Annotated in this window: 22 protein-coding genes, 1 tRNA gene and 1 pseudogene; 13 read left to right on the plus strand and 11 right to left on the minus strand. The window is 56.1% G+C overall.

Features of this window, described 5'->3' with window-relative positions:
* Window positions 1-1,512, minus strand: coding sequence for an MFS transporter (locus LIS66_RS12760; RefSeq protein ID WP_322746238.1), 1,512 nt, complete (start codon window positions 1,510-1,512; stop codon window positions 1-3).
* Between the two features lie 168 nt (window positions 1,513-1,680).
* Here LIS66_RS12760 and LIS66_RS12765 point away from each other — a divergent pair, with 168 nt between their 5' ends.
* Window positions 1,681-2,439, plus strand: coding sequence for an SDR family oxidoreductase (locus tag LIS66_RS12765; protein WP_064361704.1), 759 nt, complete (start codon window positions 1,681-1,683; stop codon window positions 2,437-2,439).
* Between the two features lie 79 nt (window positions 2,440-2,518).
* Entirely contained in the window at window positions 2,519-3,025 is a 507-nt protein-coding gene (locus tag LIS66_RS12770) for a nuclear transport factor 2 family protein (protein ID WP_042609814.1), read from the plus strand.
* On the opposite strand, the gene LIS66_RS12775 is transcribed toward LIS66_RS12770, so the two are convergent.
* Both LIS66_RS12775 and LIS66_RS12780 read right to left on the minus strand, forming a co-directional pair.
* Window positions 2,997-4,385 (minus strand): heavy metal sensor histidine kinase, encoded by a 1,389-nt coding sequence (locus LIS66_RS12775; RefSeq protein ID WP_227974442.1) that lies wholly within the window; start codon window positions 4,383-4,385, stop codon window positions 2,997-2,999. The two genes, LIS66_RS12770 and LIS66_RS12775, sit on opposite strands and share 29 nt — an antisense overlap.
* Window positions 4,358-5,053, minus strand: coding sequence for a heavy metal response regulator transcription factor (locus LIS66_RS12780; protein ID WP_039760267.1), 696 nt, complete (start codon window positions 5,051-5,053; stop codon window positions 4,358-4,360). The genes LIS66_RS12775 and LIS66_RS12780 overlap by 28 nt, the downstream gene beginning before the upstream one ends.
* 215 nt (window positions 5,054-5,268) lie before the next feature.
* Between LIS66_RS12780 and LIS66_RS12785 the strand changes: the two genes are divergently transcribed.
* The 3 genes from LIS66_RS12785 to LIS66_RS12795 all read left to right on the plus strand — a co-directional run bounded on the left by LIS66_RS12785 (window position 5,269) and on the right by LIS66_RS12795 (window position 7,336).
* A complete protein-coding gene (locus tag LIS66_RS12785) occupies window positions 5,269-5,877 on the plus strand; it encodes a hypothetical protein (protein ID WP_042609816.1) in 609 nt (202 codons plus the stop codon).
* A gap of 134 nt (window positions 5,878-6,011) precedes the next feature.
* Complete coding sequence (locus tag LIS66_RS12790; protein ID WP_416220758.1) at window positions 6,012-6,569, plus strand: cytochrome b/b6 domain-containing protein; 558 nt, start codon at window positions 6,012-6,014, stop codon at window positions 6,567-6,569.
* Window positions 6,566-7,336, plus strand: coding sequence for a molybdopterin-dependent oxidoreductase (locus LIS66_RS12795; protein ID WP_039760272.1), 771 nt, complete (start codon window positions 6,566-6,568; stop codon window positions 7,334-7,336). The genes LIS66_RS12790 and LIS66_RS12795 overlap by 4 nt, the downstream gene beginning before the upstream one ends.
* 919 nt (window positions 7,337-8,255) lie before the next feature.
* Here LIS66_RS12795 and LIS66_RS12800 read toward each other — a convergent pair.
* Window positions 8,256-8,648 (minus strand): helix-turn-helix domain-containing protein, encoded by a 393-nt coding sequence (locus tag LIS66_RS12800; RefSeq protein WP_042609818.1) that lies wholly within the window; start codon window positions 8,646-8,648, stop codon window positions 8,256-8,258.
* 215 nt (window positions 8,649-8,863) lie between these two features.
* On the opposite strand from LIS66_RS12800, the gene LIS66_RS12805 reads away from it, so the two are divergent.
* Entirely contained in the window at window positions 8,864-9,325 is a 462-nt protein-coding gene (locus LIS66_RS12805; RefSeq protein WP_042609819.1) for a Rid family hydrolase, read from the plus strand.
* Here the strand turns inward: LIS66_RS12805 and LIS66_RS12810 are convergent.
* Entirely contained in the window at window positions 9,322-10,329 is a 1,008-nt protein-coding gene (locus LIS66_RS12810; protein ID WP_080902523.1) for a LysR family transcriptional regulator, read from the minus strand. The genes LIS66_RS12805 and LIS66_RS12810 overlap by 4 nt on opposite strands.
* A 529-nt stretch (window positions 10,330-10,858) precedes the next feature.
* Window positions 10,859-11,602 carry an SDR family NAD(P)-dependent oxidoreductase gene (locus tag LIS66_RS12815; RefSeq protein ID WP_064361698.1) on the minus strand — a complete coding sequence of 248 codons (744 nt, stop codon included), beginning with the start codon at window positions 11,600-11,602 and terminating at the stop codon, window positions 10,859-10,861.
* A gap of 612 nt (window positions 11,603-12,214) precedes the next feature.
* Between LIS66_RS12815 and LIS66_RS12820 the strand changes: the two genes are divergently transcribed.
* Complete coding sequence (locus LIS66_RS12820) at window positions 12,215-12,694, plus strand: carboxymuconolactone decarboxylase family protein (RefSeq protein ID WP_064361697.1); 480 nt, start codon at window positions 12,215-12,217, stop codon at window positions 12,692-12,694.
* Here the strand turns inward: LIS66_RS12820 and LIS66_RS12825 are convergent.
* Entirely contained in the window at window positions 12,687-14,123 is a 1,437-nt protein-coding gene (locus LIS66_RS12825; protein WP_042609822.1) for a PLP-dependent aminotransferase family protein, read from the minus strand. The two genes, LIS66_RS12820 and LIS66_RS12825, sit on opposite strands and share 8 nt — an antisense overlap.
* Before the next feature lie 89 nt (window positions 14,124-14,212).
* Here LIS66_RS12825 and LIS66_RS12830 point away from each other — a divergent pair, with 89 nt between their 5' ends.
* The 5 genes and pseudogenes from LIS66_RS12830 (at window position 14,213) to LIS66_RS12850 (ending at window position 17,963) form a co-directional block, all read left to right on the plus strand.
* Window positions 14,213-14,695 carry a GNAT family N-acetyltransferase gene (locus tag LIS66_RS12830; protein ID WP_042609823.1) on the plus strand — a complete coding sequence of 161 codons (483 nt, stop codon included), beginning with the start codon at window positions 14,213-14,215 and terminating at the stop codon, window positions 14,693-14,695.
* A 28-nt stretch (window positions 14,696-14,723) separates the two neighbouring features.
* Window positions 14,724-15,398, plus strand: coding sequence for an FMN-dependent NADH-azoreductase (locus LIS66_RS12835; protein WP_227974443.1), 675 nt, complete (start codon window positions 14,724-14,726; stop codon window positions 15,396-15,398).
* A 152-nt stretch (window positions 15,399-15,550) separates the two neighbouring features.
* Window positions 15,551-15,718 carry a hypothetical protein gene (locus tag LIS66_RS12840; protein ID WP_155400930.1) on the plus strand — a complete coding sequence of 56 codons (168 nt, stop codon included), beginning with the start codon at window positions 15,551-15,553 and terminating at the stop codon, window positions 15,716-15,718.
* Window positions 15,719-15,729: 11 nt separating this feature from the next.
* Window positions 15,730-15,903 (plus strand): annotated as a pseudogene (locus LIS66_RS12845) (DUF2625 family protein); the annotation flags it as partial.
* Between the two features lie 1,139 nt (window positions 15,904-17,042).
* Entirely contained in the window at window positions 17,043-17,963 is a 921-nt protein-coding gene (locus tag LIS66_RS12850) for a LysR substrate-binding domain-containing protein (RefSeq protein WP_042609825.1), read from the plus strand.
* Here the strand turns inward: LIS66_RS12850 and LIS66_RS12855 are convergent.
* Together LIS66_RS12855 and LIS66_RS12860 are read right to left on the minus strand one after the other, a co-directional pair.
* Complete coding sequence (locus LIS66_RS12855) at window positions 17,884-18,477, minus strand: DinB family protein (RefSeq protein ID WP_064361695.1); 594 nt, start codon at window positions 18,475-18,477, stop codon at window positions 17,884-17,886. The genes LIS66_RS12850 and LIS66_RS12855 overlap by 80 nt on opposite strands.
* A gap of 485 nt (window positions 18,478-18,962) precedes the next feature.
* Window positions 18,963-19,050 (minus strand) — tRNA-Ser (locus LIS66_RS12860).
* Window positions 19,051-19,173: 123 nt separating this feature from the next.
* On the opposite strand from LIS66_RS12860, the gene LIS66_RS12865 reads away from it, so the two are divergent.
* Window positions 19,174-19,845: a Bax inhibitor-1/YccA family protein gene (locus LIS66_RS12865; RefSeq protein WP_042609827.1), complete on the plus strand. Its 672-nt coding sequence runs from the start codon at window positions 19,174-19,176 to the stop codon at window positions 19,843-19,845.
* A gap of 65 nt (window positions 19,846-19,910) precedes the next feature.
* On the opposite strand, the gene LIS66_RS12870 is transcribed toward LIS66_RS12865, so the two are convergent.
* Both LIS66_RS12870 and LIS66_RS12875 read right to left on the minus strand, forming a co-directional pair.
* Window positions 19,911-20,240, minus strand: a complete 330-nt coding sequence (locus tag LIS66_RS12870; RefSeq protein WP_042609828.1) for a YceK/YidQ family lipoprotein — start codon at window positions 20,238-20,240, stop codon at window positions 19,911-19,913.
* 58 nt (window positions 20,241-20,298) lie between these two features.
* Entirely contained in the window at window positions 20,299-20,736 is a 438-nt protein-coding gene (locus LIS66_RS12875) for an Lrp/AsnC family transcriptional regulator (RefSeq protein ID WP_042609829.1), read from the minus strand.
* Window positions 20,737-20,758 lie beyond the last annotated feature (22 nt).

The following is a 20,758-nucleotide window of genomic DNA, read 5'->3' on the forward strand; positions in this document are numbered from 1 at the left end:
TCACTCTGCCGGGTGCATGGCCGCCGTTCGCAGCTCTGCGGCAGGTTGGCGCGACAGACTCAGGCTCAGTCCTGCGCCTACGGCCAGACAGGCAGCGATGCACAGTATGGCGACGGTGAAGGCGTGGGTGATGGCCGCCGCGTCCGTGTCCTTGCCCAGAAGCATGTAAAAAATGCCACCGATGATCGCCACGCTCAGTGCCGTGCTGATTTGCAGGGTGGAACTGGTGATGCCCGCAATCATGCCGGAATACGCCGGTGCCACGCGTCCTGTGATGATGCGCATCAATGTCGGAAGGGCCAGTCCTTGTCCGAAGCCGATCAGAAAGAGAATCACGGCAAGGGGCAGCGCAGAGGGCGTGACGGCCGTTGGTGTGTGCGCCACGAGCCAGGCCAATAGCACGAACCCCAGCACTTCGAGTGCCATTCCGAAGGGATTCACATAAGACCCCAGCAAACGCCGGAATAGATGGGTGGCGAGCGGCCCCAGCAAGAAACCAGCGCCGAATGGCAGAAAGACCAGACCTGCACTGAGCGGGCTCGTATGCAGCGCTCCCTGTAAATAGATGGAAAACAGCAGGAAGAACACGCCGATCGCGTAAAAAGTCAGCGCCACCAGCAATGCCCGGCCCAGCCCGGGCGCACGCAGTGCAGCAGGGTTCAGCAACGGCGCGCCTTGCGCTTGATACAAGCGGGCTTCGTAGCGCCAGAACAGCCAGGCCAGCAGTGGCACCGCCGCCAGCGACAGCCAGGCCCACAACGGCCAGCCCGCTTCACGTCCCTCGATCAGCGGAACGATCAGCGCCGCAAGCGTCACCATCGACAACAGCGTTCCACCCAGATCCAGCTTGCTGGTCTGGGGTGCGCGGGTTTCCTTGACCACGGGGATGGCGATCAGAATGACCAGCAACGCAATCGGTAAATTCACCAGAAATATCGTCCGCCAGCCAAGGTTCATCAGGTTGAGCGAGATCAGAATCCCGCCAAGTGCCTGGCCGACTACCGACGCCAAACCAAACACCGCACCGTACAGGCTCAACGCCAAGGGTTTTTCCGACTCAGGGAATATCGCCTGCACTGAAGCGAGTGCCTGCGGCGCCATGACAGCGGCCGTCACGCCTTGCAGCGAGCGTCCGGCGATCAACACCCAGGGTGACTCGGCGACACCGCAGATCAGTGAGGCGACGGCAAAGCCAATCAGGCCAACGAAGAACATTCTCATGCGGCCAAAGATGTCACCAAGCCGTCCGCCGGTGATCAGTGTCACGGCATACAGCGCCGCGTAAGAAGAGATGATCAACTGTTCGGCAGAGGAGGCCGTGCCTAGCGATTGCTGAATCGAAGGCAGCGCTACGTTCACGATGAAGAAATCCAGCGGCGGCAAGAATGCACCGACCAACAGGATGGCGAACATCAGCCAGCGCCGCTGTTCCGGAAGGGCTACTATTTTCTCAGGCATAAGGTCTCCTTTCTGAAACCCTTCGGCTCCAGAATATTTTCGATTGCGGGTCATGCTTTGAATCAGCTGACTTCAATCTAAACGATCAAACCCTGGCTGACGCCTCACATAAATGAACGGCCAATGTTCATTTATGGCAGTGCCGCTACGCCCCTGCCTCCTCGCACAATGGCCGCACTGTGGTTCCAGTCGAGCCACACAACCGAAATCGAGGAGTCAGTTATGTCGGGTAAATTCGCTGATCAGGTCGCAGTCGTCACCGGCGCGTCCACCGGGATCGGATTTGCGATTGCACAGGGTTTGATTGCCGAGGGCGCCAGGCGCGTTTACATCACCGGGCGTTCTGCAGCCACGCTGGAGGCGGCGGTGGCCAAGCTTGGCGACAGGGCGGTCGCGGTCATTTCCGATGTCGCGCGCCAGGTTGATCTGGACGAGCTCAAGGCGACGATTGAGGCGCACGACGATCAACTGGACTCAGTGTTTGCCAATGCGGGTATTTGTGAAAAGAACCCGCTGGGCGAGACCACCGAGGCCGCCTATTTCAACATGTTCGACATCAACGTAAAGGGAGTCTTTTTTACTGTACAGACGTTGATGCCATTGTTGAAAAATGGCGCTTCGATCGTACTGACGGCCTCTATCTGTTCCAGCAATGGCATGGAAGGACTGAGCCTCTACAACGCGTCCAAAGCCGCGGTACGTTCCTTTGCCAGGACGTGGGCCAACGAACTCAAAGGTCGCAAGATCAGAGCGAATGTCCTGAGCCCTGGCTTCACCCGCACACCGCTGATGGATAACGGCTTGAAGATGAGCGAAAGCGACGTCGCCGCGCTGCGTCAGCACGTCGAGCAGATCACGCCATTGGGGTACATGGCCGAGCCTGAGGAAATCGCCTCGTCGGCGCTGTTTCTTGCGTCTGCCGATGCGAAATATGTCAACGGTGTGGAGTTGATGGTCGACGGCGGCCTGTCGCAGATCTGACCACGTGCTCAACCGTAGCGCAGCCCTCGCGCAGGGCTGCCTTCCTCGCTTATGCGCAGCCCCTGCAGGAAACCTCATCATGAACAATGAACAACTGACAGCCCGACTGGACGCCCTGGAAAGTCGCGCCGCCATCGAGTCGCTGATCAGCGCCTACGCCAATGCTTTCGACCGCATCGACGCCTCGCTTCTTAGCTCAATCTGGCACGAAGAGTCGACACTGGATCTACCGGGTTTTGGCCAGGCTGGAAACCGTGACGAAATCCTGGCGATGGCGCAAAACAGCTGGCGCCAGATGCCCCATATGCACCACTGGATGGCCAACCCGCTGATTGAAATCGAGGGTGACAGCGCAGTGGGCACGGTAGCTGCGGATTGCCTGTTTCATGACATTGAAAAAGGCCCGGTGCAAGTCAGCGGTCTTTACCACGACAGGTTTGAACGTCGGGACGGAAAGTGGGCGTTCCTGTCACGTCGTTTTGAAATGCATTTCCTGACGCCGTTAAAAGATTGGGTACCCGCAGCGGGCGAAGAACAGTTTGCACCGTTCGAGCAGCTCAAGGGAACGACAGCGAAAAACGAATAGTCCCGGCCCTTGGCTGTTCGACACCCACGTGGCCGTCATGCAGTTGCATGATGGCCACGACAATGGCGAGGCCAAGCCCGTAGGAGTCGGAATTCTGGTGCCGAGACGCATCGCCACGGTAAAAGCGGTCGAAGAGTTTGCCCAGGGTTTCGTCGCCCAGCACCGGCCCTTGGTTCTCCACCTCAATCCGGGCACCTCCGTGGGTTTCCAATACCCGTATCAGAATCTCGGTGCCCTCGTAAGCGTAGCGAACAGCGTTCGCCACCAGGTTGCTCAACGCTCTGCGCAGCAGCAAGGGGTCAGCGAGCACGATACCATCGCCCGTTATTTGGAAGCTCATTCGCCGCTCTTCAGCCAAACCCTCAAAATACTCAGCGATGCGCTGTGATTCGTCATGCAGCGACAGTTGCTGGCGCTCCACTACGGCTTGCGCTTCATCGGCGCGCGCCAGAAACAGAATGCTTTCGACGATGCGCGAGATCCGTTCGAGTTCTTCAAGGTTCGAAGCGATCAGCGCCTGATATTCGTCCTCGCTACGGCGTTGGCGAAGGGCAACCTGACAATGTCCCATCAACGACCCGACCGGCGTGCGGATTTCATGGGCAAGGTCGGCGGAAAATTGCGTCAGTCGCTGATAACCCTGAGCAAGACGATCAAGCATCGCGTTATAGGCGTCACTCAGCTGTTGCAATTCAACCGGCGTATCGGCGCTGTCCATACGGCTGTGCAGACGCTCAGGCGTTATGGCTGCGGCATGGGCGGCCATTTTGCGCAGCGGACGCAGCCCGCGACGCAATAACAGATAACCCAGCAACGCGGTTGCCAGAAAGGCAAGGGCCACGGCCAGGTAGATGCGCTCGCGATACGCTGCAAGCATCGCCATTTCCTTGCCCATAAGGTGGGCGGCCGTCAATCGGACTACACGGCCACCCGACGTCGTGACTACGGAGGCGGCGCGCAGCCTTGTTCCCGAGTCGGTCACGCCGCTGCGCAGATCACTGACGCTCAGCTTTGTGTCCTGGCCGATCACCGGCAGTTCAGGCAACGTGACGTTGAGTGGATTGACCTGGATGACCGGTGGCTGCCCCGGCTCTTCAATGATGAAGATGTCGTCTTCGCTGTCGAGCATGTTCTTGAAAATCTGCGGGCTGTCGCGCAGCTTTTCGATGGCGAGTTCGTAATGCAGGAGCTTGCGAAAATGCTCCAGACGGCCCATCACCGCGTGATCGCTGTAGACCAATACCGAGGTCTTCATCGTCTGATACAGATAGAAGCCCGCGCCGGCCACGGCCAGCATCGCGACCATGGCAAACGCCACGGTCGATCGCAGCGTCAGCGAGGGTTGGCGTCGGGACCGCATGGCCTCACCTCGCAGACATAGCCGATACCGCGAATGGTATGGATCAGCTTGATCGGGTAGGGCTGGTCGACCTTGTTGCGCAGGCGCTTGACAGCGACGTCCACCACGTTGGTATCGCTGTCGAAATTCATGTCCCAGACTTCCGAAGCGATTTGTGTCCTGGACAACACATCGCCGGCTCGACGGAGAAACAGATGGAGCAGGGCGAACTCCTTGTTGGTCAGCACGATCACCTGTTGTTGGCGGGTCACGCGGCGCCGGACCAGATCCAGTTCGAGATCGGCAAGGTGGAAATGGTCGGCTTCGCGCACGACACCGCGGCGCAGAATAGTGCGGATGCGCAACAGCAGTTCGGTAAACGAAAAAGGTTTGATCAGGTAATCATCGGCGCCCAGTTCCAGACCGCGAATGCGGTCTTGCAACTGGTCGCGCGCGGTAAGGAACAGCACGGGTACGTCTTGTCTGGCGCGCAACAGCTCGATGATCTGAAACCCGTCAATCCCGGGCAACATCACGTCCAGCACGATCAGGTCATAGGTCGTATGCAAGGCCATGTGCAGGCCGTCAGCGCCATGCTGGGTCCAGTCGACGTTGTAACCGGATTCACCGAGCCCCTTTTTCAGGTACTCACCTGTTTTTGTGTCATCTTCGATCAGCAGGATATGCATCGTCAGGCGCGCTCGGGTTTCTTCATGACGGGGTTAAGTCCGCGACATCGGTATCTCGGCTGTGCAGTGTAACGGGATGAGCGGGCGCAGTCGGTTACATTTCTGTCATACATGGTCAGGGTTGGCGAATGACAAAAATGTCATTCGACGGTCATCGTGACGTCCCGGTCTGCGGTCGAGGATGGCGACACATCAACCCATGAGGAATCGTCGCCATGCAACTCAAAAACGCCCTGTCTACCACGTTCGGTTTGGTGATGCTCAGCGCTGCCGTCATTGCCACCGCCGCCGACATGCCGGTCATCAAACCACTGCGCGGTACGGTGGAAAGCGTCAGCAACAACACGCTGACCTTCACTGTCCGCTCTGGCGCCCAGCAGACGATCGGACTGACTGACAAGACCGGTATCAGCCGGGTATCGAAGGCCAATATCGACTCGATCAAATCCGACAGCTTCATCGGCTCGGCGGCCATCCCGCAGGCCAACGGAACCTTGAAGGCGCTTGAGGTCACGGTATTCGACGCCAGGCTCAAGGGCAGCGGCGAAGGTCATTACGGTTGGCAGAACGCAGACGGCAGCACTGGCACCATGACCAACGGCACCGTTGGCAAACTGTCCAAAACCGACGGCCGCACGTTGACCGTCAACTACCAGGGCGGCGAGAAACAAATCGTCGTGCCGGATGACGTGCCTATCGCCTACGTCGAGCCAGGCAAAGCCGATGAGCTGGTCAAAGGAACGAAAATCGTCGTGTTCCCCGCTGCAGATGGCACCGCACGCGGCATTGCAGTCGGCAAGGATGGCTTCCAGCCACCGATGTAATCATCTGAGAAAGCTTGAGCGTTGCCGTCTGGCAACGCTCCGCTACACGGAAGGCTTGCAAGGGGAACCACGTGAGACAGAAGAAACTGCATCCCTGGCCGGTTCGCCTCACCCATTGGCTCAATGCGGCCTGCATGGTCTGCATGTTCATGAGCGGTTGGGCTATCTACAACGCCTCGCCACTGTTCAGTTTCAGGTTTCCGGTGTCATTGACCGTGGGCGGTTGGCTGGGCGGGGCACTTGCCTGGCATTTTGCGTTCATGTGGCTGCTGCTGATCAACGGCGCAATCTATGTGCTGTACGGGTTGGCCAGTGGTCATTTCAAACGTGAGCTGCTGCCCATCGGCATTGCCGCATTGAAGCATGATCTGACCGATGCCTTGCGCTTTCGGCTGGTGCATGAAAAGGGTGTCTATAACGCAGTACAGCGCCTGATGTACTGGATCGTGCTGGCGGCAGGTGTACTGATCGTGATCTCGGGTGTAGCGATCTGGAAACCGGTTCAACTTCAAGAGCTGGTCGCGTTACTGGGCGGCTATGACGTTGCTCGTTACGTACATTTTGCGGCCATGGCGATGATTGCAGCGTTTGTAGTGATTCACCTGGTCTTGGTGATTCTGGTACCAAAAACCCTGGTGCCAATGATCACGGGTGGAGTGCGGACGCCTAATAACGAGAAAAATGGGTCATGACTGAATTTAAAATAACAACGCGTCAGCGCGTCAGGATTGAACCTGCGCAACAGCTTGAACTGGAAAACATTCAGCGCCGGCATTTTCTTCGGGCCGGCCTGACGGTTGGCGCGATGTCGATGCTGACCGGTTGCAACCTGCAGGACGGCGATCAGGTCGACAAAGTGCTTTGGGCCATGTCGCGTTGGAACGACCGGGTCCAGGCGTGGCTGTTCAGTGGACGGAAACTGGCGCCGACCTTCGCCCGCGCGCAGATCACCAAGCCGTTTCCGTTCAACGCTTTCTATGGTCAGGACGATATCCCTGAAGTAGACCTGACCAGTTACTCGCTCGCCGTCTCCGGCCGGATCAGGGACAAGGCGCCGTGGACACTCGAAAGCTTGCGCAAGCTGCCGCAACGCAGCGATATCACTCGGCTGATCTGTGTTGAGGGCTGGAGCGCGATCGGGCAATGGGGAGGTGTACCGCTGAAAACCTTCCTGGAACACATCGGCGCCGACACCACAGCGAAATTTGTCGGTTTCAAATGTGCCGATCGTTACTACTCCAGTCTGGACATGCCGACTGCCTTGCACCCGCAGACGCTGTTGGCACTGGATTACGCTGACGTGGCGCTGCCGCCCGAGTACGGCTATCCGCTGAGGGTTCGGGTCCCCACCAAACTGGGCTTCAAAAACCCCAAGCATGTTGTCGAGATTTTCGTCAGCAACGACAACCCGGGCGGGTATTGGGAAGACCAGGGCTACAACTGGTTCAGCGGGATCTGATGAAGCAAAGAACGGAACTGTCACGCCAGGAACACTGGCGAGATTCATGACACCAAGCGTGATATGAGGCATGCCGATGACCGGTATTTCTGCAGTACCGCCAGTACCATCCGTCTTGCCGACATCAGAACCCAGGATGCGGGCAACGAGTGATGGAGCAGATTTCCAATCTCTCTTGCAGGCTCAGTCCAGGCCACCTTTACAACAGTCGGATAAAGCTCGCACTCGGATGCTCTTTGATAATCTTGCCGCATGTACCTTCAATGGCGAAAAAAGAGCTATCTGCTCTGATGTTATCGGCACAGGGGGACTGAATGCGTTCGCCATTGCAGTGGCTCTCTCGCCGCTAACCGTCACCTGGGTACCGACCGAGATTGTTCGAGCGCCACTGCGTTCGCCTGGAATACGGACTTTTCGCCGTCGCAATCCCTCTTCAGCCGAGAGCTCCTTCCTCAACCGGTCAAGCTCGGAGGATAGGGGTTATGATTAGACGTGTCTCGAGAGCTTGCTCGCCGTAGGCCAGTATTATTAAGGGAGAAGCACATACCGCCAATTCTCACCTGTAGCGTTGAATGGTCTTTCGTTCGCCTAAAATAGAAAGCCCGATGGCTTCTCTATCGTGGGTGGTGTTATGAGGCAGCGTCGACTTACAGCCTATTTTTCTACCCCGCTGTCATCCCCCGTTTATTCTGAGCATCAGAGAGTTATAGCCCTCCATCAGGGCTACTTTTGGCCGAAGGTAGTCGTTCGTGAACGGCTGCTTTCGGCCAAAAGCAGACGCTCGCACTCGACCGTTAACGGCCACTAGCGGGCGATGATTGTGTGTTTACCGTAATGCGACCGAGGCGCCGTTCCCATGCGTCGCCTCCTAGGGTTAAGCCTCCAGGTACGACTTAGCTCCGCTATCCAGCTCATCAAGTCACAGCGCAGGCGATTGATTGTTCTGTTTCCAAGCCCGCGGAGTTACACCTTCGGTTCGCACGAATGTTCGACAGAAGTGTGACTGGTCAGAGAAGCCACATTCCAGTGCAATGTCCGCAATTAGCAATCTCGACGTCTGAAGTAGCTGCTTGCCCCTCAAAATCCGCTGCTCTCGCATCCATTCTTTGGGTGAGACGAGAGTGCTTCTTTTAAACTGACGGGTGAAATGGCTGCGCGATAGCGCACACGCTTGTGAGATAGCTGCCACGGAGATACCTGCGTCCAAGTTATCGAGCATCACCTGCTTGGCGCGCTGGATCTGCCAAGGTTTCAAATGTCCGGTTTGTTTAGTCAAATCCTTAAGTGAGGACGCGCATGTTTCCTTTTTCATCCTGATTCCTTTTTCCCAGTAGCCGGTTGATTAGCTCAATCCAGCGGTCAGTCGATTGGGAAAAATTTAACGGAAGTCGCGTCGAGATGGGGGCGCATTTTTGCGCTGCTGGAGGCGCAAAATTGCGCATTTTCAATAGTGTTTCCAGTGCTAGCCTCTGCTTCCCGACAACTCGAATCGACGTCATTCGATCCGTCATCTGCAAGGAGAAAGCAATGGCTGCTTCACAACCGCACGGCAAAAACACCGCTTACTGGGGAGTCTCATGGGAGGAGGGCTACGGCTACCCCCAGGCCAGAAAAGTTGGAAACGAGATCTATATCTCGGGTCAGTTCAACCACGATGAGGCGGGTAATCTCGTTGCTCCCGCGCCCCTGAATAGCGAGGGCAAACCGAGCGATTTCTCATCGATAGGAGAGCAGATGCGCGTCTCCTACGACAACATCGCCAAGTTGCTCGCGCTCTATGGAGCAACCCTTAATGATGTCGTCGAAGAAACGCTCTACGTCTTGGATATGGACGCGGCATTCGCCGTGGTAGGTGATGTGCGCAAAGCCGCATATCGCACTGAGCGGCCCCAGTGCGCGAGCAATATCATCGGTGTATCCAGGTTGGCTCAACGTTCACAGCTGATTGAAATTGTCTGCAAGGCTGTCATCGGATCTAGCGCCGACTAAGAGACGCTCCCGGTTTCGCCCTGCGCAACCGGGAGATTCAGCTGCCCTTCGATCAAAGGCTTTTGATGCGCTACGGCTGCTGCACAAAAAGTCATGAATGCTTTGACTCTCCATGACTTTCGAATGTCCTGATGCGTAAGCAGCCAGAGCTCGTCCTGTAGCTCGCGCACAACTGGCCCTACGCGTGTTAACCCAGGCGTAATGTCACCCAGCATGCACGGAAGAAACCCATAACCAAGTCCTGCCGCAATGGCGACGCTCGCGGCCGCGACTGAGTCCGTACGATAAGAAATACAGTCGGCGCTGACTCTGTCTTCGACGTAGCTTTTGGCCTTCAGTCCACATAATCCTGCGGAATAGGACACCCACGGTTGGCCTTCTGCGAACGGGGCACTAGTCGCTTGTTTTATGCTGCCATAAGGCGCCCATGCGATCGAAGCGAGCTTGCGCCCGACTAGACTTTCGGCAGGTTTTTTGGTCGCTCTCACCGCTACGTCAGATTCATCGCGAGCCAGACTTAACGTCTCGTTGCCAACCAGAACCTCGATGGCAATTCCTTCATTAAGTGCCTTGAAGTCGGCGATGATCGGCGTGAGAAAATACAGCAGCAGCGAGTCGCTGGTAGTGATCCTAAGCTTTCCAAGCAGCCCTTGACCTGCCCGAGAAACCCGACGTGTAACGCTGACGATATCAAGCTCGACGCGTTCGGCGAGCGCTCTTAATTCAATACCTTCGGGCGTCAGCATGTACCCAGAGCGGCGGTGGTCAAATAAAGCGACCCCAAGTGTCTTTTCCACTTGAGCCACACGACGCGATACGGTGGATACATTAATCCCCAACCTCTTTGCAGTCGTTGCTCTATTACCGCATTCGCTTAGCGTTTTGATGATTCGCAAGTCGTCCCAAGAAAGCTGACTTACAGCATCGCTTAAATTCTGGGTGACGCCGATTGGTACGGGCGGATTGATTGAAGCTTTTTTTGATGTTGGTTTCACGCCAAGCATCCCAAACTAAGGTTGCTCATCATACGAAATGGCTGGAGGCGAACCAAGGAGTCAAGTGCACAAGCGGACTCGACCCGAGCAACCGGCCAGGATGTTCGGGTTAGATAGGGTGGCGTCAGTCGTTCGGGCGAGTATTAAGCCTTTACCATTTCCCCTGACCAACTTAGTCGTGCAGCTTTAATCACTTCATTCTAATCAGTCGAACGTCCGCTTTTGGCCGGAAGCAGACGCTTATGAATGACCGCTTTCGGCCAAAAGCGGACATAAATGAGGCATGCATATAGCAAAGGTGGTCACCGCTGCGGGCTTGCCCATGTGGGTCTTTCGTTCAAGGCGTGCTGGGCGTGTCGGCACCGGCCAGCTGAGGATTCATAGATACAAGGTGGGCAACCATGGGGGGAATGTACGTAATCAAGGGCCCGAGTTGATCGCGTCAATCGAGGTAAAGTTAGCGCAAGAAAAAATAAGAGGCCGAGCGCACGATCCGCACCGAATACATGTCTACACGACCTCTTCGCGTTTCTATGCCCTACCGCAAGGTATACCCACCATCTACCACAATATCTTGGCCGTAAATGCCACGTGCTCGCTCTGATAGAAGGAACAGAATCACATCTGCCACCGCTTCCGGCTCAAGGAACTTACCCTCTAGTAAGCGCTGATTGACCGTTTCCGCGACTGAGGACAACGTCGCATTATCCAACCCTAGTGATCGCCAGATCGGCGTAGCTGTTGGCCCTGGCGATACGACGTTCACTCTAATTCCGGCCTCAGCCTGTTCGACGGCTAAGGTTCGAGCATGCGCTGTCAGTGCTGTTTTCGACGCAATGTAGCCAGCCAAGCCTGGGAAGGCCAAAGCGGAAAGAAAAGTCCCCACAAATACTACCGAAGCGGGTCTCGCCAATTGGGCTCGCAAAGCTGAAAGCGTGTTAAGCGCACCTGCTCCGTTGATGGCCCAATTTCGCTCGAATCCCTTACTCGCCAAGCTGTCTTCAAGTACAGCGACTCCTGCATTCGGTACTAGAAAATCTACAGGCCCGATTCTGGAGACGCAGTGTGCAAGCTTCTCAAGATCCGAACTTACCGTAACATCGCCACTGACAATATGGAGGCGATCACCATGAACGTCTTTGAGTGCAGCCAGGCCGCCCCGGCCACGGGACATCGCCACTACCGTCGCTTCATAGCTTAGTAATCGTTGAACGACTGCCAGTCCGATGCCTGAACTTGCTCCGGTTACCACAGCGACACGATTGTCGAACTCACTTTTCATGTTTCAGCTCCTTGGGTATTAAACCATTTACCCATCACTGACACATTTCATGCCAACCTAAAACGTCATAAAAATCAGGGTGCAGAAGCTATACCGAGTCAATTTGACCATTATTCGTTTTAGTCGAAATGACGACAAATAGGTTTTTTTGACACGCACCAATGGCTGTGTTCTCAAGTGCGTTATAGGACTGAAAATCCGGTCGCATCGAATTTCTTTGAGAGGAAAATACCACTCCACTCTTCGTAAACACGCCCGAGTTGCTCCGCGAACTGCGGATTGACCGCCCACCGCCCCACTCTCTTGCGATCTGTTTCGGCTTTGTCGACCGGCGAGAGGAATCAGTCTTCACAAAGGCGCTGCACCTGTTATCCACCCCAGAACTATCGCGCATCGCAACTCAGTTGCCGCTTACTGTGCCAGTTTATACACCGGCTTTGGGTCGCCTTCCGCCGGGTTCACGGACAACCGGCTTGGCAACATCGGCGAACGGCAAATCGCGAATCAGAACAGCATGGCTTAGTTGAAAGGTCTTTTCTTGGCCCTGTCTGACTAGACCACGCGTGGCTACAGTGGGCTCCAACAACCCTAAACCCGCTGCGAGTGACCGCCATGAACAACCGTATTGATTACTTCAAACAGTCGCCTCAGGCTTCCAATAAGCTGGTGGAGCTGACGATGCAACTGAGTAAGAAGCCGCTACTGGCTGACCTGGCCCACCTCATAATGCTGCGGGCGTCTCAATTGAATGGCTGCGCGTTCTGCGTGGATATGCACGTGAAGGAAGCCAAGATCCATGGCGAGCGCGAATTGCGCCTCCATCACATTGCGGTCTGGCGTGAATCGCAACTGTTCTCGCCAATAGAGCGCGCGGCGCTCGCCTGGACAGAAGCCCTGACCCAACTGCCATCCCATGGTGTACCTGAAAGCCTCTACGCGGATGTGCGTGAGCAGTTTTCCGAACAGGATCTGTCGGATTTGTCGTTCCTGATTGTCGCCATCAACGGTTGGAATCGCCTCAATGTGGCCTTTCAGGCAGTCCCTGGTTCGTCGGATGAGGTGTTCGGCCTGACCAAAGCCAACCTCAACTGAGCGCACGGTTTATCAACGCGCCAAGCTGCTCGCCCTGAGCAGCGCAGGCGCAGTTGGTGAAGCTCAGCAGCAGCCCAGATTGACGCCGCGACGAAACACTCCATCGCGACAAGGGTTGCACGGCGATGCCTTTGGCCAGCAGTTGCTCAGTCAGGGCAGTGTCGACTACTCCCTCCGGCAAACGGAGTACCAAGTGCATCCCCCCTGGCGAGCGCTCCACCAGCAGTCCATTGGGTAAACTCCGCTCCAACGCTTCAATAGTCAAAGCGCGTCGTTCGCTGTAGAGCCTTCGCATGCGCTGAATGTGCCGAGTGAAATGCCCCTCGACAATGAACTCTGCGACCAGCGCTTGAGTAATCGCTGGCGAGCCTGCGGAGAATAACGCCCGACTTACACGCTCAAACGCTGCCACTTGCCCCTGAGGCACCACTAGGTAGGCAAGGCGGATACCGGGGAAAAGCACCTTGCTGAAAGTCCCGGCGTACAGCACGCGCCCGTTGCGATCCAGGCTCGCCAACGCCGGGAAGGGGCGACTGACATAGCGATACTCGCCGTCGTAATCATCCTCGACAACCCAGGCATCGCTCCGGGCCACCCAATCGAGTAACAACTGTCTCCGAGGCAAAGACAGCGCCATACACAGTGGGCTTTGATGCCCCGGCGTCACCATGACGACCTGTGCAGCCTGATGCCTGGCAATGGCCTGCTCCACATCCATACCTTCGGCATCAACTGGCACTGCCTCAAGCTCAATACCGAATTGACGAAGCACTTGGCGCGTGGTTGGGTAGCCAGGATCTTCGACCCAGGCTCGCTCCCCTGCGCGCAGCAAAGTATGTGCGATCAGCGACAGGCTACTGCGCCAGCCGCTGGTGATAAACACCTGATGGGCGCCGCAATCGATACCTCGAGACACCTGCAGATATGAGGCGATGGCGCTGCGTAAGGCAGGCAGGCCGTGCGGCGGCGGATAGTCCAGATCGCCTGAACGCATGCCTCGCAGATAACGGGCACCCAAGCGCGCCCAGATCTTGCGTGGGAACTCATCCATTGCAGGCACTCCCATCTGAAACGGCAAAAGTTGCGGTGGACGCCATAGTGCGTCTGGGGAGTTTTCAATCACCTCGCTGCTGACGGATAAAGCGGGGGCAGACAGTAGCGGCTTCTGCAATTCGGGATTGACCACGGTGCCATTCTGCCCCAGGGCCAAGAGATAGCCCTCGCTCGTGAGCAGCGAATAGGCCAGTTCGATGGTGCCACGAGCAACGCCGAGATCCTTGGCGAGAGCTCGCACCGAAGGCAATCGGTCACCAGGGGAAAGCGTGCCAGCGGCGATGGCGGCGAGTACTCGGTCATATAACTGACGGTACAGAGGCGAACCGGGTTGCCCATCCAAGGAGGCGAAAGGGTGCGAACAGGAAGTCATCATGGCCTAGTTCATATCTCACTTCTTGGTTCAATAAATTGAGGCAATGTTAGTTCAAGATTTGACCATCACAACCCACTAAGGCCTCTCCCATGACGTTCAATCTTCAAGACTACGTGCCCAGCGTGCTCGACTTGGCCGACACTGCCCTGCGTCCTCTAGACAGCCGCCATGACTTGAAAATCGCTTTCCCGGTAATGCAGCAATTGCGCCCCCACCTAACAAGCGAGGCCGATTTTATGAGTCGTATCGAACGAATGCGAGCCGGCGGCTATCGCCTGGTTGGAGCCTTCGAGTCATCGGCTCTCGTGGCGCTTGCAGGTTACCGCCTTCAGGAGAATCTGATTTATGGCCCATTCTTGTATGTCGATGACCTCATCACCGATGAAGCCCAGCGCGGCGGCCAGTGGGGCTCCCGGTTATTGCGAGCTCTGGAACGACTGGCTCGTGCCAGCGGTTGTGCTCGCCTTGTGCTTGACACGGGTTTGGCCAACGCGCGCGCCCAACGCTTCTACTTCCGCGAAGGCCTTTATACCGGCGCGCTGCGTTTTCAAAAACAGTTCGATACCCCATGACCGCATCACCCGTACAGGAGGCAATATCATGAACCCGTCTCAGAAGCCCCTCGCTCCTTTGCGAATCCTTCGCCTGATTGCCAGTCCCAACGGTAATGCATCTGAAAGCTTGAAACTGTCTGAGCGGATTCTGCACGCTCTGACAGTACGCGCTGGCATACGCGGGATTGAACTGACGGATATAGACCTGAACACGTTATCGCCAGTCGATGCGACTTATGCCCATGCCTTGGCCCATCCGAGCGAAGGAGCTACCGGGGATCAGAAAGGTACATTGAGTCGCTCCGACCAAATGATCATCCTGTTGAATGCCTGCGATGTGCTGCTTATCGCTACTCCCATGCACAACTACAGCGTGCCCTCGCCGCTCAAGGCCTGGATTGACCACGTCGTACGCGTCGGAAAAACTTTCCTCAGCACATCAAAAGGTAAGGTTGGAACGTTATTGGATCGCCCCGTCTACGTTGCCGTAGCCACCGGCGGCTACATTAGCGGTGAGAGGGCACGGCAACCCGACTTTCTTCGTCCCTACCTATCCGCAGTGCTGAAAACCATCGGTCTCAATCAGGTGCATTACTTCACCGTTGAAGGCACAGCAAAAGGGACGGACGCGCTAAAAACGGCGCAGAAAATAGGGTACGACGATGTGCATACGTTCTTTCATGAGGAAATCGAAACTAGGACTCATGAAACAGTTGCCTGAAGCCGGTGCCCCAGACGGCCGAAGTACAAAGGTCGGCAGCGATGCCTGAAGCTGAGCCTAGCTTTTTGATTTTCGGGAGAGCTGTTCGCCCGGGTCGGCAGCCATGGGCCGCATGTCCCCCTCTTAATACCGCCTACAGAGAGGAATTGATCATGAGTCGCCTCAGTTGGTTTCAAACTTCACATGGTGCAGCCAAGTCGCTTGAAATTAATGACCCCGCCATGATCTACATACGGGAGATGCTGGAGCATGCCGACCGCCCCTACGACTTGCTTCCACCTCACCTCAAAACACCAGCGTTCTTCTACAGCTACAGGTAACAACCAAGTCTACTTTGGGGGCTATAGCATTTGAGACTGGCGGGATACTGATTGATCGGGGCCTGGCGGGATGGAGCGAGGGACGGGCGTAAGGGCAGCTGCTGGTGGCAGATGACGAAGCAGGTGGATGCTTTTCCATCAACGGCGGCGGCTTGGGTGATGATGTGGGAGCGGTGTACTACTAGGCGCCCGATATTCTGCAGTGGGAGCCATTGGGCATCGATTATACCGCCTTCTTGGAATGAGCTGTGAGCAATCGTACGGCGGCCTACTAAGAGGGCCTACGTTGGTAATCCTGGCGCAACGACATTCAGTGAGTGGGCGGAGATCAATGCGTGTCTTTCTACCCATTCCTATGGACACGAGGGGCTGAGTGGCAATAAGCGCGCAGGTTGTCAGCATGGCTGAATAGTATGATTTGAATTGCACATTAGCCGGCCAGTTGTACGCCCCGCCATCACTCCTAATTAAATTAAGCAGGCCGGCAGCGAGTCAAAGTGCGCTGGTTACGCACAGACATTTCAAAGTTGAAGCATTCACTGGACTCTTACTGAGACACTGACCACCTGCTTACGTCAGACTGACACTCCGGATAGTACGTTTGAACAATACAACACCGAGCCTTCGTTCGAGGTTTCTCTCTACCTAGCTTACAGCAGGGGGAGCCCCCCCCAATGGTGGGATGCCCAAGTGCAGCTGCGCTGCTTTGCTACCTCTAAGAATTTAACCAAGACCATCAAGCTGATCTTGGCGCATAAGTCCTCCGACCTTTTGTAATTTTGTTGGCAGCAATTGTTACGAAATTGCTCTACCTGCCTAGGAACACCGCAACGCAGATCATGGGTTGATTAGTACAAAGATCCACTCGGGAGAGAAGGCGGACAAGCGAGGAAAAGGACCACTGGATTTCGTTTTTATCAATAAAGTCGCGAGCACTGGTCTAACACAGACTGCCCCTCGGATTTTGCTGCAAAATTGAAACAAAAAATTTTGGTTCGCGGGCACGGGAATCGCACTTAGCTCGTTTTGCTGATGACTTCAGCCTGTCATTAGATGCGAAGGTTAAAGAGCGACAAGAAGTGGCGTGCCGCTTTGCACATCGGACATAGCTTGGAGGGGAGAGCTCTCTGAGTCCTAATGCTTCGCTAAGGGAAATACGTGACGTACTCCCCACGCCAATTTGAGCTACATGCACCCGATCCATTTCCGGTCAAATGTAAAGAGATTGAATAAGGCGTATTCAAAGTCTAGTTGCAGCAGAAACACGGTGTTCTGCCGCGTAGCTGCTTTACTTGAAAATTATGCTGCCTGCGAGGGCCTAGGAATGAATCGAAACGACTTGCGTCGCGTGGACATGAATCTTCTGGTTATTTTCGAAACCTTAATGTTCGAAAGGAACTTGACTCGGGCTGGGGAGAAACTGTTCTTAGGCCAACCCGCCGTCAGTGCCGCTTTAGCGCGGTTGCGCGACTTGTTCGACGATCCCTTGCTAGTACGCAACGGTCGTACCTTAGAGCCGACCCAGCGAGCGCTGGCAATTCTTAAAGAGTTGCAACCAGCCATGGACACCATCTCCGGAGCTGTCAGCCGAGCTAAGGATTTTGACCCATCCACCAGCCGGGACGTATTCCGAATCGGCCTTTCCGACGATGCCGAATTCGGCCTATTTCCACCATTGATCAATCAACTTCGCGAAGAGGCGCAAAAGGTTATCGTAGTGGTACGGCGGGTTAACTTTCTGCTGATGTCGACCATGCTTGCCTCCGGAGAGATTTCCGTCGGAGTCAGTTACACCACCGAGTTGCCGGCCAACGCCAAGCGCAAGAAGCTGCGGGATCTGCGCGTCAAGATACTGCGCGGCGATAATCGTCCTGGCCCCCTGACCTTGGATGAGTATTGCGAACGACCTCACGCCCTGGTGTCGTTTTCCGGGGATTTGACCGGTGCCATCGATACCGACCTGGCACGCATCGGCCGCTCGCGGCGAGTGATGCTGGCGGTACCCCAGTTCTCAGGACTGCGTGCCTTATTAGCGGGCACGGAAATGCTAGCCGCAGTGCCGGACTACGCGGCGTGCGCGCTGATCGATGGCAGCAGCCAGTTGCGTGCTGATGACCCGCCCTTTGACATCGTGCCGTCGGAGTTGTCGATGGTCTGGAGCGGGGTCAACGATAACGATCCGGCAGAGCGTTGGTTGCGCTCATTAATTGCCCAACACATGGCGACCCCTCTGCCGGTGTATTGAGCGAATTGAAATTTGGATCGGTCTCGCGCAGGAATATCGGCATGTCTGTCATTGGCGGAATGGCCGGAATGTCGAAATACATCTGGATAACCCACCCACGGTGATAGCTGGCGTGGTTGACCACATGCATCAGCATTGCTCCGGCACTCATGGTGCCGCGTTCCCCAGACACAAACGTGAACTCGACGAGTCTATCCAGCGATGCCTCGCTCTGCCGGGCGCTCCAGTCGCTGTACCAGTGATCGATCTCCTTTTGTGCCAAGCGCAAATCAGCGAGTTCGGGATGCAGCAGATCATGTGAAGTTTCGAAGCCGTGCCCCCGGCCTTCGAGGTGAGCCTGCCAAATGCAGTCCACGACGTAAATGTGATTCAAAGTGCCGATTACGTTTTTGAACACCGACACTCGCTCTTTGCTGACTTCGCCAGGAGGCAGTGCGGCCAGGCTGTCAAAGAGGCGCTGATCGGCCCAGCATTTGTAATCGGCAAGCATGCGGGCTGTGCGTACGTTGATCATGAGATTTCCCCAATTTAAATGGGCGTAATGCCAAGCATAGCCCTCACAACGAGCGGCATCGAAGACGCTGATTATCGGTCGGCAAGCGCCAGGGAGCCAATTGGGCTAGGAGACTCGAAGCCGGAAAGCGTAAAGGCGCTGCCTGCCCCCCTCAGTCTTTGCTGATCAGGGAGCCTACCAGAGTTATACGACGAAGCTGGATCAGTTGTGGGGGGTGAGCGCCAGGTAGCGGCGACGGGATGGGCCTCTGCCGCCTGAAAAACGAGCCGTCTTGAACGGCTGCTTATGGCCGAAAGCGGTCTACTGAGCATTCAATGCTGCCGTCGCGCTGTGCTTAGTTTTGTTGAGCACTTAACGGTGTCAGAAGGGTAGGGTTGCGGAAATGCCCGAAAAGATGCGGAAACGATCCGTAGACAGAGGAGCCAATTTCCTGAATGCCAGAAACGACAAAGCCCTGCATAATCAGGGCTTTGTCGTACATAAGATGGCGGAGGCGATGGGATTCGAACTCATGGACCTGTTACAGTCGACGGTTTTCAAGACCGTTGCCTTAAACCACTCGGCCACACCTCCGTTTGCGTTGCGGGCGCCATAATACCTGAATGAAACACACTGTCAAACTCTCTGCATGGCTTGTTACAGAGCGTCTGTTATGATCTTTGCGACTGAACGTTTCAAACCAACAGGAGTGTCGCCATGCGCGAACAGGATTACGCAGTTAATAACAGCGTGCAGGCTGAGCAGCTAGAGGTTAGCCGCGTCCTGCGCAACACTTATGGTCTCTTGGCTCTGACCCTCGCATTCAGCGGTGTGATGGCCTTCGTAGCCCAGCAGATGCGTGTCGGCTACCCGAACATTTTCGTGGTGCTGATCGGCTTCTACGGGCTGTTCTTCCTCACCAACAAACTCCGTGATTCCGCGTGGGGCCTGGTGTCCGCGTTTGCGTTGACCGGTTTCATGGGGTTCCTGCTCGGCCCGATCCTCAACCGTTACCTGGGCATGCAGGGCGGCGCTGAAGTGGTCAGCTCGGCATTCGCCATGACCGCACTGGTGTTCGGTGGCCTGTCGGCCTACGTGCTGATCTCGCGCAAGGACATGAGCTTCCTGAGCGGTTTCATCACCGCCGGTTTCTTCGTGCTGCTGGGCGCGGTGGTCGCCAGCTTCTTCTTCCAGATCAGCGGCCTGCAACTGGCGATCAGCGCCGGCTTCGTGCTGTTCTCGTCGGTCTGCATTCTGTTTCAGACCAGCGCGATCATCCACGGCGGCGAGCGCAACTACATCATGGCGACCATCAGCCTGTATGTATCGATCTACAACCTGTTCGTCAGCCTGCTGCAACTGTTCGGCATCATGAGCCGCGACGACTGATCTTCACGGCTGTAATAAAAAACCCGCTTCGGCGGGTTTTTTATTGTCTGGAGAAAAGTGTCTGCTCAGTTTATGACGATGCTGCCATCCATTTGCTGACGGTAGATCGTGTAGGGCAGCAGCAGGGTGTCGAGTGCGCCGGACACCACGGCGTCCACCAGCACCACGGGAATTGCCGCGTTGCGGTGATCATCGGGATCGATGCCTGAGGCCAGCGGTGCGTTCAGCGTGCAGAAATCATAGGCGAGGCCGCTGTAGATTCTCGGTACCGCGCCGCAATAACTTTTCTGCTCCTTGAGTCCGTCAACGGCAGCCTGATCGTGGCGCGCCACCGTTTGAATCGTGCCGCAACCGCCGAGCAGCAGGGCCGCCAGCAGCATTGCCTGAGTTTTCATACCGCCATTCCTTAGCTGTGAAAAACCACAATTTACGCCGATCAGATGCAAAAGGCACCTAGGCCATCGGTGGCAGTCGCCGCTTGACCGGGGTCTTCTTGACGATCGCCGTATTGGTTTCCGCCAATGTATTGAGGCGGTCGAGCAGGGTGTCGAGCTGTTCCATTGAGCGCACATGCAGGCGGGCGATAAAGCAGTCCTCACCGGTGACCTTGTCGCACTCGGTGAACTCCGGGATCGACATGATCTGCCGCTCCACTTCCTGCAATTGCCCGGGCAGAGGTCGTACCCGGACGATCGCCTGTAGCTGATAGCCAAAACATTTCGGGTCTACCTCCACCGTATAGCCCTTGAGCACGCCGCGCTCTTCCAGGCGCCGCAGCCGCTCGGCCACGCTCGGCGACGACAGGCCGCTGATCTGCGCCAGCGCTTTAAGCGAACGCCGGGAATCTTCCATCAAGGCACCGATGAGAACCTGGTCGATATCGTCAGTCATGTGCGAAATCCCGTATTAGGCA

Source organism: Pseudomonas sp. HN2, from assembly GCF_020736465.1.
Lineage (GTDB): Bacteria > Pseudomonadota > Gammaproteobacteria > Pseudomonadales > Pseudomonadaceae > Aquipseudomonas > Aquipseudomonas moraviensis_A.